Below are 13,031 nucleotides of genomic sequence, written 5' to 3' on the forward strand. Positions count from 1 at the left end.
CGCGAAGGACCTTATCATGCCGGAACAAGTCGTTGAGAAACGCTCGTTCTGACGTGATAAGGTCCTTCATTCCGCTTCGCTGCATTCAGGATGACAGCCAGGTGGAGCTTACAGCTTCTCGAAAATCCGGGAGAAGCTCACGGCCTCGCCAATGTAGGCGCGCAGCTCACTGATGGGCATGCGGGTCTGCTCGCGCGAGTCGCGGTGGCGCACGGTCACGGTGTCGTCCTCCAGGGTCTGGCCGTCGACCACGATGCAGAAGGGCGTGCCGATGAGGTCCTGACGGGTGTAGCGCTTGCCGATGGCGTCTTTCTCCTCAATGATGATGCGGAAGTCGTGGCGCAGGGAGTTGAAGATTTCGTTGGCCTTTTCGGGCATACCGTCCTTTTTCACCAGCGGGAAAATGGCGGCCTTCACCGGCGCCACAGCTGGGTGCAGCTTCAGGAAAGTGCGCGTTTTGGTGGTCTGCTGCTCGCCTTCGCCCTCGGTAATGGTTTCCTCGGTGTAGGCATTGCAGAGCGTGGCCAGGAACAGCCGGTCGGCCCCCACCGAGGTTTCTACCACGAAGGGCACGTAGTTGCCGTAGGCCTTGCCAGTCGCGGGGTCAATGTCCGCGTCGAAGTAGTTTTGCTTCTTCTTGCTGTACAGCTGGTGCTGGGTCAAATCGAAGTCGGAGCGGGAGTGGATACCCTCGATTTCCTTGAAGCCGAAGGGGAATTCGTACTCGATATCCACGGCCGCTTTGGCGTAGTGGGCCAGCTTCTCGTGGTCGTGGAAGCGGAGCTTGTCGGCGGGCAGGCCCATGACCTCGTGCCAACGGCGGCGGGCGGCTTTCCAGTGCTGGTACCACTGCTCCTCGGTGCCAGGGCGCACGAAGAACTGCATTTCCATCTGCTCAAACTCCCGCATGCGGAAGATGAACTGCCGGGCGACAATCTCGTTGCGGAAAGCTTTGCCGATCTGGGCAATGCCAAACGGCACCTTCTGCCGTGCCGACTTCTGCACGTTCAGGAAGTTGACGAAGATGCCCTGGGCCGTTTCGGGACGCAGGTAGATTTCGTTCGAGCCCTCGGCCACGGCGCCCATCTGGGTCGAGAACATCAGGTTGAACTGGCGCACGTCGGTCCAGTTGCCGGTCTTGCTGATCGGGCACAGGATTTTCTCGTCGATGATGAGCTGCTTGACGCCGGCCAGGTCCTCGGCCGTGAGCAGGCGGCCCATTTCGGCCAGCAGGGTTTCGGCCCGGGCTATTTCGCCGTTCTTTTCGTATTCGGCGGCCTTGTCTTCGAGCAGCACGTCGGCGCGGTAGCGCTTCTTGCTGTCGAGGTTGTCAATCATGGGGTCCGAAAAGCCGTCGACGTGGCCGGAGGCTTTCCAGGTGAGCGGGTGCATGAAGATGGCCGCGTCGATGCCCACCACGTTCTGGTTGAGCTGGGTCATGGCCTTCCACCAGAGCTGCTTGAGGTTGTTTTTCAGCTCCACGCCGTTGGGGCCGTAGTCGTACACGGCGGCCAGGCCGTCGTAGATTTCGGAGGAAGGAAACACGAAGCCATATTCCTTGGCGTGCGACACGATTTCGGCCAGGGTGCCTTCGGTGGTAGGGGCGGCCGGTTTCTGCGGGGCGTTGCTCATATGCAGGTACTCTGATACAGTAGAAGTGGGCAAAAGTAGCAGAAACCACCGGAGCCGCGGCAGAATGGCTTGCAGGAAAACCCACTATTTTCTGCCCCTGGCCCCGGCTGCGGGCTTCTCTCTCAACAGATTAAGCCCGGGCCCAACCCCGAATCGGTTCCTGCGTTAAGCGCAAGCAAATGCGCGGGGCACTACTTTGGCGTAACAATTTCATAATCTTGCCCCGCCTAAAGGTCCCTCTACCTTTGGAACGATGAAAACCGATTTCCCATTAATTCCCCTTTTATGTTTGGCTTAGAGCCTCATGTGCTTCTGCTGCTACTGGCCTGTCTGATAGCAGCTTGCGCCTTCGAATTCGTCAACGGTTTCCACGATACGGCCAACGCCGTGGCTACCGTGATTTACACCAACGCCCTGCGGCCCTGGGTAGCGGTGGTGTGGTCGGCTTTCTGGAACTTCATCGGCGTGTTTGCCGGCGGCATCAGCGTGGCCATGGGCATCGTCTACCTGCTGCCCGTCGAAAGCCTCGTGGATCAGAACGTGTACCACGGCATTGCCATGGTGGGCGCCCTCATCATCGGGGCCATCATCTGGAACGTGGGCACCTGGTACTACGGCCTGCCCTCGTCCTCGTCGCACGCCCTGATTGGCTCCATCCTCGGGGTGGGCATTGCCTTCAGCTTCCTGCCCGACTCGCAGAACTCGGCCGTCAACTGGAGCAAAGCCGGCGAAACCGGCCTGGCCCTGCTCATTGGTCCGCTGTTCGGCTTCTCGCTGACCATCATTATGATGTTTCTGCTTAAGCGCTTCGTCAAGACCAAGGCCATCTTCCGGGAACCGCACAAGCGCAAGCCCCCACCCGTCTGGATTCGCCTGATCCTGATTGCGACCTGCACGCTGGTGAGCTTTTTCCACGGCTCCAACGACGGGCAGAAAGGCGTGGGCCTGATTATGCTGATTCTCATCGGCATCGTGCCCACCTATTTCGCCCTCGACCACACCAAGAACCCCCTGGACATGCGCGACTCCCTGCTCAAGATTGAGCAGGTGATGAGCAAGGTGAATCCGGCCGAGCTGAGCCCCGCCGACCAGAAAGCCCTGGTCGAAATCAAGGCCCAGACCGACGGCCTGGACGCCATTTTCGCCGGCAAAACCAACGTGCAGGACTTGCCCCAGGATGCGCGCTTCCAGATCCGTAAAGGCATCCTGCTGACGGCCAACCGCGCCAAGGCCCTGCTCGGCAGCGACAAGGTAAGCCTGAGCACCGCCGACCGTGCCACCTACGACGACGCCATCAAGAACATGAAAACCTTCACCGACTACGCGCCGTCCTGGGTGCTGCTCATCGTGTCGCTGTCGTTGGGGTTAGGCACCATGATTGGCTGGCAGCGCATCGTGAAAACCATCGGGGAGCGGATCGGCAAAGAGCACCTGACGTACGCCCAGGGCGCGTCCTCGGAGCTGGTAGCCGCCACCATGATTGGGGTATCCACGGCCTACGGCCTGCCCTCTTCCACTACCCACGTGCTGTCGTCGGCCATTGCCGGCTCGATGGTCGCCAACCGCGGCATCAAGAACCTGAACCCCCAGATGGTGCGCAACATTGCCCTGGCCTGGGTGCTCACCCTGCCCGTGACGATGTTCCTGTCGGGCGGGCTGTTTCTGCTGTTCCGCGCGCTGCTGTAGCGCCAGACTCTCTCTGAATTATACAAAAAAAGCCGACCCGCAGTGGGTCGGCTTTTTTATTGCCGGAAGTTTTTGTAAGGGCCGTGCCAGCTAGTGGAATTAGCCAAACGCCCTGGGTTTATCCACTAAAACGGCGGGTTATTAGCGACTTATCAACTTATCAACACTAAAAAGCCTGAATTTTGTGGATAACTCTGGTGCTAGCTGGGCCACTGCACTTCCAGGTCGTCGCTGATAAAGACGCCGAAGTTGACGAACTGCAGCTGGTCCTCATCAAAGTAAAGGTCAATCATTTCCTTTTCGTAGGAGAGGCGGGTTTCGCCGGTATCCATGCGCTCCACCTCCGTCGACTCCAGGCCGTTCTGGCGCATCAGCTCCTGAATCTCGTCCACGGATTTGCCGTGGATGGGCTGGCCGAAAATGCGCAGACCGGGGTGGTCGGTTTCGATGCAGCTCAGGCGGAAGTCGTCTTCCCGGTCGAAGTACAGGGAGTAGCCTTCCTCCAGGTAGTTCCAGGCCTGGTGCTCAAACTCGTCGTCATCCTCCGACTCTTCGATTTCCTCGGGCTCACCCATCAGGGCGCGCACTTCGTCCTGGGTAGCGCCGAATTTCAGCGGGCCCATGCCGGTGCCCAGCACGATTTCGTTTTCCTCGGTGCTGCTGTGTTGTGGTTGGGAGGTTTGCATGGCTGATTGGTTTCGGTGGTTGGTTGGGTGAATTCTGATGAATTTCGGAATCCGGTTTTAAAGGTAGGTATTCAAGGCTCACTTGCCGTAGCGGGCCTCAAATTCGGCCCGCTGCCGCACGTACTCGGGGTGGTGCTTGGCCTCGTCCCATTTGGCCTTGAAGATGGCCGCAGCGGCCGCCTTTTCGGGGTCTTCGGGGGAGCGGGGCAGCTCAGCCCGACCGTGGGCACCGCTCTGCCCTTTCTTGTCGGCCGGCACGGGCCCGTCGTACTTCTTGCCCCCGCGGTGGTTGGCGTAGCGCCGGGCCCGCGTAAAGCCCATCTGGATAAACTTGCGGGCCATGTCGGCCCCCACGAAGTCGTCGGCTTTCAGGTAGTCGAGAAACAGTTGGTAGATCTGCTCCGACGACTCGCGGGCCACCTCCGGCGTGCGAAAGCGCCAGTGCGGCAGTATCTCCGACTTATAGGGTTCGACCAGCAGCACGCCCTGCTCGCCCTTGCCCACGCGGTACAGCTCGGGGTGCCGGCGAAAATCGGTGGTCCGGAAGTCGAGCGTATAATCGAAGGGCATGGCAGGAGCGGGGCGGTGGGGGAAACCTATATACGCGCAAATGCCGGGCGCGGACCAGCAGCGCCACTTTTCCACACCCTGGCCTGTGGAAAAGTGCATAACCTTGACCGACTTCGGCTTGATCATCAGCTTATTACTCTTGCCAAGGCGCAAACAGCCCGGAGCCAGACCGGCTGGCACCGGTAATGGCAGCCTGTAACAGGGGAGTGGTACCGCCCAACGGCCGGTTGGTGTAATAGATTAGGGGTGCCGAACGGCTTCTCTTACGTTTGACTTACCCTCTCACCTCCCCGCTGTCCACCCGCTAGCACACGTGATGCTTCATCCACTTCGAGGCGAGGAACCAGGGTACTCAGTGAAAGCACGCCGGACAGGAGAGGAGCCGGGCCCAGAACCCGCTCCCTCCTGCCCGAGCTGTGCGAAACGCCCGGTCAGCTTTTTTTGGAAGCCCGGCCGCTTATCCACAGGGTTAATAACTTTTGAATTAAATTTTTTAAAAGATTTCTCTTTGTCCCCAGTCGTTAGGGGTGTTTATAAGTGGATAAGAAAATATAGTTATACACAGAGCTGATAACTTGTGTACAAGATTCGGTTTATACACCGTCTATCAACAGGGGGTGTGGATACTAAGTAGCAGTTTTTCAAAACTTTACTTTCATTATTCACAATTCACAGCGTTATCCACGAATCCACAATTCACAGGTTTTGCCCAGTGTGGATTAGAGCATTTTTCGGGGAAAGTTATCCACCCTTATCCACGTTGCCGGTGTGGATATCGGCCTCTGTGCTGCGCCGGGAACGGGCAAAAAAACTTATCCGCAACTTCTCCACGGGTTATCCCCACGTTTCCCCAGCATTATCCACAGATTTCCTCTTACATAGCGCTTTAGCTACATAGAGCTGTGGAAAAAAATGTGGAAAGCACGTAGACTCCTGATTCTGAAAGCCCCTAATGTGGATAGCTTGTAAAACGAGTTTTCAGCTCATGCTGCCCCGGCCAGGAAAGGCCTCAGTGCCCGTCGCGGCGCCGGACGGCTCCGGGTGGCTAACGGGAGGTATGCAAGTACCCCACCACGGCTGAAGGCACGCCGGTTTCATGCAGCAAAGGGCACCCGACAGCCAGCCTCGCGTGGGCTGTGCGTCTTGCCAGCCCCTACACGCAACGCGCCCCCGCCGACACGTATGGTCAGCGGGGGCGCGGTTGTGTGGTCGCCTAGCGGCCGGGCCTGGTTAGAAGGACAGCTTCACGTCTTCTATTTCCCAGTTGGCCCGCACCTGAATGGGTTGGGGAGCCAGGTACACCGGCTCGGCCGGCACGATGAACTTCGGGTCACCGCCGCGCCAGGTGCCGTTGGCATCGGCATCAATCAGCACCCGCAGGCGGTAGGTGCCCGGCAGCAGGTTGTCGAACCGGAACGTGTTGCGCGGATTTTCCAGCACGGCGGCTACCTGCCCGGCGGGGTCGAGCAGCTGCAGCAGGTACTTGGTGTACTTGGTTTGGATAGTCCCGGCCACGCTGCCCACCGGCGACTGTTCCGACAACCCCAGGCGCAGAGGCTTCAGGCCCAGCCGCTGCCCGCCCACGGCCACGACGGCCGTCGAGTCCAGAATCAGGGTGACGGACTTCTTGGCCTTGGTATTCAGGTTCACGGTCAGCAGCGTCCGGTCGGGGCTGAGCGTCGCCTCCTGGGGCACCCGGATGGGCTTGCGGGTGGTCGAGTCTTCGAGCAGGGTGCCGATGGGCTGCTTAGGAAAGGCCCGCAGGGGCTCCACAAACTGAAATTTGACCTGGCCCTGGCGGTATACTTCGCGCAGGTTGCCGACCACGCTGTAGCCGGCCGTGCGCCGCGCCCCGGCTGCTACGGTACCCGGAAACTTCACGTTGATGGTGTCGCGGCCGGTGTTGCCCACGCTGTCGGTGGCGGCCAGCACGTAGCGGCCCTCGGGCAGGGCCGGCGTGCGAAACAGCGTCACGCTGCGGCCCCGGTCGCCGAGCAGCACGGCTTCGTTGAGGGCCCCGGCCGGCGTCTGGGCATCTACGGCCGCGAGGCTGGCCTGGCGCAGCCCTTCGCCGTAGGAAACCCTGAACTGCGTGGGCGTGCCCTGCTGGCTGGAAATAATGGGCCGCCGCGCGTCGGGGCGCACCAGCACCAGGCGCAGCGAGTCGAGGCCCGGGCGCACCGTGACCAGGTCGGGCAGGTAGGCAATCTGCTCGCCTTCCTCGTAGCGGCCACTCTGGTTTTTATCGGCCAGGGCAAAGATGCGGTAGCGGCCCACCTTCAGGTACTGCAGGGCAAAGGCCCCCGACTTATCGGTGCGGCCCAGGTAGTAGGGCTTGTTGCGGCGGATGTGGGCCGTGTCGGCCTCGGGGTACAGCAGCACGGCCACCTCGGGCGCCGGCGTGCCGCTGAGCAGCTGCGTTACGGTGCCCCGCACCGAGCCCGAGTCGAGGCGGGCACCGGTGGTGAAGGTCACCTGCACGTTCTGGGCCGGCAGATTTTCGGTGATGTCGGTAACGGCCTCGCGGAAGTTGAAGGTGTAGGTGGTGTTGGGCTGGAAGGGCTTTTCGAACACCAGGGAAATGGCGTTGCGCTCTTCCTTGATTTTGTACTCGTCGGCCTCGCCCAGCACGGGCGCCACAATCAGGTTTTTGCTGAGGTCCTTGAGCTGCACGCTTTCCGAAAACACCATGCGCACGGTTTGCTGCTTCACGTTCAGGGCGCCATTTTCGGGGGAGGTACTGACCAGCTTGGGCGGCGTCACGTCGCGCGGGCCACCCTCGGGCGAGCTGATGGCGGCGCACCCACTGAGAGCGGCCGCGCCGGAAAGCAGGAAAAGCAGATTAGCGCGAACGGACATTGTAGAGCAGAAGCGTGAGAGCGGTAAGGAAAGCAATGGCGACGACGATGCGGATACTGGTTTTGCGCGTGGGCTTCTCGTCTTCGGCCGGCACCACGGGCCCGGCGTCGGCTACGACCGAGTCGGGCACCAGGGGCTTGCGGCTGGTATCGGGCAACAGAAGCGGCGGCCGCGCCAAAACGGAAGCTGCTGGCGGCGAAGCGCTTGGCCCCTCCCCTACCCTACCGGCCCGGGCCCCCGCCGCCCCGAGCAGTAGCCAACCCAGCAGAAGCAGCGAGGCTGGGCGCATGGCGTTAGCGTTTACGGGCTACGTAGATAACGCTCGAGTAGAGGCCTTCGTGTTCCTCGGCGTACTTATTCGACTTGTAGCCGGCCTTGAGCACGTTCATCAGCCCGCCGCCCCGCTCGGCCCGGTGCTTCTCGCTGAGCATGCTCACGTAGTACGCGTCGAGCGGCATGGGCAGGGTTTCGGGCACCGTGAGCTTGTGCTTCTTGAGCAGCAGCTTCATGGTTTTGGGGCTGAAGTGGTAGAGGTGGCGCGGCACGTCGTAGGCGGCCCAGTCCTGGCGGTAGTGCTGGGCATCGAGGCTGTCCACGTTGGGCACGGCAATGATGAGCACGCCATCCTGCTTCAACAAGCGCACGAGCTGCTGCAGGGTTTCGTTCAGGGTATGAACGTGTTCCAGCACGTGCCAGAGGGTAATGGCGTCGAACGTGCCGGACTCGAACGTGACCAGGCTTTCGTTGCCGATGGGCTGCCCCACCCGCTCGGTGGCTTCCTGCTGGGCGCGGGCGTTGGGCTCCACGCCGGCCACCTGCCAGCCGTTGGAGCGGGCCGCGGCCAGAAAGTGCCCCGTGCCGCAGCCGTAGTCCAGCACCTTGCCCTTGCGCGGGGCCAGCTTGTTGAGCAGGGCCACCTTGCGGCGCATCGTGAAAAACCGCGCGACTTTGTAGGCCTGGTTGATGACGCCGGTGGCCGTGCTGTTGTGCGACACGTAGTCGTCCGACTCGTAGTAGCGCCCGATGGCCTCGACGCCGGGGCGCGGGTTGGTAAACTGGAAGGTGCAGTTCTGGCACTGCACGATGGCAAAGCTTTCCTTGCTCACCGACTTATCCTCGACTACCAGCTTGTTGCGAAACTCGCTTTTGCCGCAGACCGGGCAGGATTCTAATCGTTCGTAGGACACAGGGCGGAAGTTCAGACTATAAACGCAGCAGCCTGATACAAGTCAGGCTGCCGTTGGTGTTGTACTAGCAAAAATAGGCTTTTGAAGCTATACTAAGGTAGCCGCCCGGATTACGGCCGGCGCGCGAGGCTGTCGGCCACCAGTTGCTCCCGGGCTTCCATCCGAGCGGCTTCCGCCGGGCCTGGGTCGCCCATGGAGCCCATTAGCAGAAACATAGTGGCGCTCCAGAAGAAAAGGCCTGATCCCAAGCCCGACAGCGCCACCAAAAGCCATTTCAGCGCCGGCCCCAGCTGCCGCCGCCACAGACTCTGCAGCACTAGCAAAAAACCGATGGCAAAGCTGGCCAGCAACACGAGAATGGCCGCGTACCAGCTTAGCTGAAGAACATCGGGGTGCCGAAAGAGAAAATGGAGCCGCTCCGGCAGCAGTACCGCCAGCAACTGCCCCACACCTATAAGGCTGGCCAGCAATTGCAGAAACACAACGTAGCGTTTGCGCAGTACCAACGCGGCCCTGCCCTACCGCCCCAGATACACCATCAGCACCGACACGTCGGCCGGCGACACGCCGCTGATGCGCGAGGCCTGGCCCAGCGTTTCGGGCTGCACCTTGAGCAGCTTTTCGCGGGCCTCGTGCGAGAGGGCCGGCATTTGCTTATAGTCGAGGCGGCCCTGAATCACGAAGTTTTCCAGCTCGGCCACGCGGGCGGCCTGCTGGTTTTCCTTCTCTATGTAAGACTCGTACTTGATGGCAATAATGGCCTGCTCCAGGCTGTCGGGCTGGTACTGGCCCAGGGCCAGCGTGAGGGCGGGCAAGGTGCGCGTGAGGTGCTCCAGCTCCAGGTTGGGGCGGCGCAGCAGGTTCACGGCCCGGGTCCGCTCGTGCAGCGTGGCCGAGCCCAGCTCCTCCAGCAAGCCGTTGATTTCCGCGGGCTCGATGGCAAAGTTTTTCAGCAGCTTTACCACGTCGGCCGTTTCCTGCTGCTTGCGCTGCACCCGCTCCATCCGCTCATCCGAGGCCAGGCCCAGGGCGTGGCCCAGGGGCGTGAGGCGCAGGTCGGCGTTGTCCTGGCGCAGCAGGATACGGTATTCGGCCCGGCTCGTGAACATGCGGTAGGGCTCGTCGGTGCCTTTGTTGACGAGGTCGTCGATGAGCACGCCGATGTAGGCCTCGCTCCGCTTCAGGATGAACGGCTCTTTGCCGTGCACCCGGTTGTGGGCGTTGATACCGGCCATCAGGCCCTGGCAGGCGGCTTCCTCGTAGCCCGTGGTACCGTTGATCTGGCCGGCGAAGTATAGGTTTTTCACCCGCTTGGTTTCCAGGGTCAGGTTGAGCTGGGTGGGCGGGAAGAAGTCGTACTCGATGGCGTAGCCGGGGCGGAACATCTTGGCATTCTCGAAGCCGGCAATCTTGCGCAGGGCGCGGTACTGCACGTCTTCGGGCAGGGAGCTGCTAAAGCCGTTGATGTACATTTCCACGGTGCTGCTGCCCTCGGGCTCCACGAAAATCTGGTGGCGGTCCTTGTCGGCGAAGCGGTTGATTTTGTCCTCCACGCTCGGGCAGTAGCGCGGCCCCAGGCCCTTGATGCGGCCCTGGAACATCGGCGACTTCTCAAACCCCTCGCGCAGGATGTCGTGCACCTCCTGGTTGGTGTAGGTGATGTAGCACGGGCGCTGCTTAACCAAGGCGGGCGTGTCGAGGTAGCTGAACTTGCTGGGCACCTCGTCGCCGGCCTGCTCTTCCATCTTGGAATAGTCGAGGCTGCGGCCGTCCACGCGGGGCGGGGTGCCGGTTTTCATGCGGCCCGTCTCGAAGCCCAGCTCCAGCAGCTGCTCGGTGATGCCGGTGCTTTTCTTCTCGGCCGCGCGGCCCCCGCCGAAGTTTTTCTCCCCGATGTGAATCAGGCCGTTGAGGAACGTGCCGTTGGTCAAGACTACCGACTTGCCCCGGAACTCGATGCCGAGCTGGGTTTTGACGCCCACCACCGTGTCGTTTTCCACCACGATGCCGGTTACCGACTCCTGCCAGAAGTCCACGTTCGGGGTTTGCTCCAGCGTGTTGCGCCACTCTTCGGCAAAACGCATCCGGTCACTCTGGGCCCGGGGGCTCCACATGGCGGGGCCTTTCGAGCGGTTCAGCATTCGGAACTGAATCATGGTTTTGTCGGTGATGATGCCCGACTGCCCGCCCAGAGCGTCGACTTCGCGCACGATCTGGCCCTTGGCCACCCCACCCATGGCCGGATTGCACGACATCTGGGCAATGGTGTTCATGTTCATCGTGACCAGCAGGACCTTGGAGCCCAGGTTGGCGGCAGCGGCGGCGGCTTCGCAGCCAGCGTGGCCGGCACCTACTACAATAACATCGTATTCTTCCTGCTGAAACATGGCAGTGGGGGATTGAAAGCTGAGGACTGTTCGGATGAACAGCGCAGAAGGCCGTTTTGTGCCGTTGGCGTAAAAACCGAAAAAACCGCCCCCGTTTCCCGGGAAACAGCGTGCGGTTCTTTAGCTTTTGGCCGAGTAGCCTAACGCAACGTGCTCAGAACGTGCGCAAAGATAGGCAGGAATCCTGTTTTTTGCGCAGTTGCTGCTTTATCCGTCCAGTTCAGCCATCGGGTCATCGTCCTGCCAGGTGGCCAGCAGCTCAACGGATTGCCGCGCTACAACCTCCCGGGAAAAGGGCAGCCAGCAGCTGTTCAGCGCGTCGAATACCTCGGTGGCCGCCGGGCAGGCAAACAGCTTGTAGTCGAATTTTGGGTAATTGTGCACCAGGTAGCCGGGGTAGTAATAAGTGTACTGCTGCCGGCGGGCGTGGTCTATCTTGAGCAGCATCAGGTACTTGCCCAGGCTGTACTTGCGGTAGTCGGGGTGGTAGAAGTTCATGATGCCGGCCAGGCTGCGGGCCCCGCTGTCGAAAATGCCGGCCGCAATCAGGCGGCTGCCGTCGCGCACTTCCACCACGCCGGTGCTGAACACGTTGTGGTCGGAGCCGGCCAGGATAAACGACTCCACCGTGGGCGGCGCGTCGAAGCTGATGGAGCCACGGTAAGCCGCGTACAGCTCTTCCAGCTCCGGGGTCAGGCGAAACTGGCGCAGAGTCACGGAAAACCGCTCGTTGAGGCGCCGCAGGCGGCGCTGCTCGGGGCCATCCTGCACGTCGGCCAGCACCAAGCGCAGCCAATGCACGCTGTAGAGGCCACCATCAATGGGCAGCACGCGGCAGGTAAACAGGTCCTGGTGCATGCGGTAGTAGCCCTGGCTCAGGTAATAATCGAGGGCGTAGCCGGGAATAATCAGGTTGTGCGAAGGGGTAGCAGACATAGAAAACTAACCGGCAACGGACCGTCACGCTACGGTTTGGCCGGGCGTGGCAGCATATAACATGACAATAAACAAAAAACGCCCGCAGTGGAGCGGGCGTTTTCTATAAAATATGGTTCTGAGCGCCTAGAAAGCGCGCAGTGAGAGGCAGTAGTCCTCTTTCTTGCGCATGGCCGTCTGGCTCAGCAGGTCTTTGTCGGCGTAGCCCAGCAGGTGCAGCACGCCGTGAATCATTACGCGGTGCAGCTCGTCGTGAAAGGTTACGCCCAGCTGCGTGGCATTTTCCCGCACCCGCTCCACGCTGATGAAGATGTCGCCCTCGATGATGTCTGCGTCGTCGGCGTTGTCGAAGGTGATGACGTCGGTGTAGGTGTCGTGGTCGAGGTACTCGACGTTGACGCGGTGCAGATACTCGTCGGAACAGAAGATATACGTCAGCTGCACGATTTTATGCTCGTGCACCTGGGCAATCCGCTCAATCCACGAGGTCAGCGCCTCGGCCTCGGCCAGCTCAAAGTCGACGTCCTCGACCAGAAACTCGATGCCGTGCGACTCGTGCGAGTCCTGGGGCAAGCCGCTGTTCATTTCATCTTCCGTTCCGGGAGGGTGCTGGTTCATGCCGCGTTTTCGCTGGAAACGGTGTCGGTTTCGGAAGACTCGTCGACTTCGGTGGGGGCCAGCATGAAGGTCAGCTGCACGTTGCGGCCGTCCTTGGTGAACTCCACTTCATCGGCCAGGTGGCGAATGAGGAAGATGCCCCGCCCGCCGGGGTTTTCCAGGTTTTCGGGCGCGGTGGGGTCCAGCAGGTCGGTGTAGTCGAAGCCGTCACCCTCGTCTTCCACCTCAAACTTGACGCGGTCCTTGTCCACGTAGAGCGACAGGTACACGTTGCGGTCCTTGTCGAACTTGTTGCCGTGGCGAATGGCATTGTTCACGGCCTCCGTCACGGCGACCATGATATTGCCATAAATGTCATCCTCAATGTGAAACGTATCCTTGGAGTTGTCGATAAAGCTTTCTACGACACGGATATTTTCAACGAGCGAAGGAATCTGAATTTTAACCTGTTTCATAGGTATGTAAAAGGG

12 protein-coding genes are annotated in these 13,031 nt (G+C 60.7%); 1 reads left to right on the top strand and 11 read right to left on the bottom strand.

Annotated elements, in window-relative coordinates; genetic code table 11:
* Positions 1–108 precede the first annotated feature (108 nt).
* A complete protein-coding gene (locus E5K00_RS22345) occupies positions 109–1,632 on the bottom strand; it encodes a glycine--tRNA ligase (RefSeq protein ID WP_135465523.1) in 1,524 nt (507 codons plus the stop codon).
* Between the two features lie 285 nt (positions 1,633–1,917).
* Between E5K00_RS22345 and E5K00_RS22350 the strand changes: the two genes are divergently transcribed.
* A complete protein-coding gene (locus E5K00_RS22350) occupies positions 1,918–3,318 on the top strand; it encodes an inorganic phosphate transporter (protein WP_135465524.1) in 1,401 nt (466 codons plus the stop codon).
* A 200-nt stretch (positions 3,319–3,518) separates the two neighbouring features.
* Here E5K00_RS22350 and E5K00_RS22355 read toward each other — a convergent pair whose 3' ends face one another.
* The 10 genes from E5K00_RS22355 to E5K00_RS22395 all read right to left on the bottom strand — a co-directional run bounded on the left by E5K00_RS22355 (position 3,519) and on the right by E5K00_RS22395 (position 13,016).
* Positions 3,519–4,004 (bottom strand): hypothetical protein, encoded by a 486-nt coding sequence (locus tag E5K00_RS22355; RefSeq protein WP_135465525.1) that lies wholly within the window; start codon positions 4,002–4,004, stop codon positions 3,519–3,521.
* 78 nt (positions 4,005–4,082) lie between these two features.
* The gene (locus E5K00_RS22360; protein ID WP_135465526.1) at positions 4,083–4,574 is read right to left on the bottom strand and encodes a DUF4385 domain-containing protein; all 492 of its coding nucleotides are present in this window, start codon (positions 4,572–4,574) and stop codon (positions 4,083–4,085) included.
* Between the two features lie 1,230 nt (positions 4,575–5,804).
* The gene (locus E5K00_RS22365) at positions 5,805–7,433 is read right to left on the bottom strand and encodes an Ig-like domain-containing domain (protein WP_135465527.1); all 1,629 of its coding nucleotides are present in this window, start codon (positions 7,431–7,433) and stop codon (positions 5,805–5,807) included.
* A complete protein-coding gene (locus tag E5K00_RS22925) occupies positions 7,417–7,590 on the bottom strand; it encodes a hypothetical protein (RefSeq protein WP_167857002.1) in 174 nt (57 codons plus the stop codon). Before E5K00_RS22925 ends, E5K00_RS22365 begins: the two co-directional genes overlap by 17 nt.
* 136 nt (positions 7,591–7,726) lie before the next feature.
* A complete protein-coding gene (locus E5K00_RS22370; RefSeq protein WP_135465528.1) occupies positions 7,727–8,620 on the bottom strand; it encodes a class I SAM-dependent methyltransferase in 894 nt (297 codons plus the stop codon).
* 110 nt (positions 8,621–8,730) lie between these two features.
* On the bottom strand, positions 8,731–9,102 hold the full coding sequence (locus E5K00_RS22375; RefSeq protein WP_135465529.1) for a hypothetical protein: 372 nt from the start codon (positions 9,100–9,102) through the stop codon (positions 8,731–8,733).
* Positions 9,103–9,138: 36 nt separating this feature from the next.
* The gene (mnmG, locus tag E5K00_RS22380) at positions 9,139–11,007 is read right to left on the bottom strand and encodes a tRNA uridine-5-carboxymethylaminomethyl(34) synthesis enzyme MnmG (RefSeq protein WP_135465530.1); all 1,869 of its coding nucleotides are present in this window, start codon (positions 11,005–11,007) and stop codon (positions 9,139–9,141) included.
* 207 nt (positions 11,008–11,214) lie between these two features.
* On the bottom strand, positions 11,215–11,943 hold the full coding sequence (locus E5K00_RS22385) for a GNAT family N-acetyltransferase (RefSeq protein WP_245328399.1): 729 nt from the start codon (positions 11,941–11,943) through the stop codon (positions 11,215–11,217).
* A gap of 126 nt (positions 11,944–12,069) precedes the next feature.
* The gene (ybeY, locus tag E5K00_RS22390) at positions 12,070–12,561 is read right to left on the bottom strand and encodes an rRNA maturation RNase YbeY (RefSeq protein WP_135465531.1); all 492 of its coding nucleotides are present in this window, start codon (positions 12,559–12,561) and stop codon (positions 12,070–12,072) included.
* Entirely contained in the window at positions 12,558–13,016 is a 459-nt protein-coding gene (locus tag E5K00_RS22395; protein WP_135465532.1) for an ATP-binding protein, read from the bottom strand. Before E5K00_RS22395 ends, ybeY begins: the two co-directional genes overlap by 4 nt.
* Positions 13,017–13,031: the final 15 nt, after the last annotated feature.

Source organism: Hymenobacter aquaticus (assembly GCF_004765605.1).
Lineage (GTDB): Bacteria > Bacteroidota > Bacteroidia > Cytophagales > Hymenobacteraceae > Hymenobacter > Hymenobacter aquaticus.

What these genes read in the sequence shown, in the direction of transcription:
- E5K00_RS22345 (WP_135465523.1), bottom strand. Translation starts at nt 1,632, where the DNA reads ATGAGCAACGCCCCGCAGAAACCGGCCGCCCCTACCACCGAAGGCACC.
- E5K00_RS22350 (WP_135465524.1), top strand. Translation starts at nt 1,918, where the DNA reads ATGTTTGGCTTAGAGCCTCATGTGCTTCTGCTGCTACTGGCCTGTCTG.
- E5K00_RS22355 (WP_135465525.1), bottom strand. Translation starts at nt 4,004, where the DNA reads ATGCAAACCTCCCAACCACAACACAGCAGCACCGAGGAAAACGAAATC.
- E5K00_RS22360 (WP_135465526.1), bottom strand. Translation starts at nt 4,574, where the DNA reads ATGCCCTTCGATTATACGCTCGACTTCCGGACCACCGATTTTCGCCGG.
- E5K00_RS22365 (WP_135465527.1), bottom strand. Translation starts at nt 7,433, where the DNA reads ATGTCCGTTCGCGCTAATCTGCTTTTCCTGCTTTCCGGCGCGGCCGCT.
- mnmG (WP_135465530.1), bottom strand. Translation starts at nt 11,007, where the DNA reads ATGTTTCAGCAGGAAGAATACGATGTTATTGTAGTAGGTGCCGGCCAC.
- E5K00_RS22385 (WP_245328399.1), bottom strand. Translation starts at nt 11,943, where the DNA reads ATGTCTGCTACCCCTTCGCACAACCTGATTATTCCCGGCTACGCCCTC.
- ybeY (WP_135465531.1), bottom strand. Translation starts at nt 12,561, where the DNA reads ATGAACCAGCACCCTCCCGGAACGGAAGATGAAATGAACAGCGGCTTG.
- E5K00_RS22395 (WP_135465532.1), bottom strand. Translation starts at nt 13,016, where the DNA reads ATGAAACAGGTTAAAATTCAGATTCCTTCGCTCGTTGAAAATATCCGT.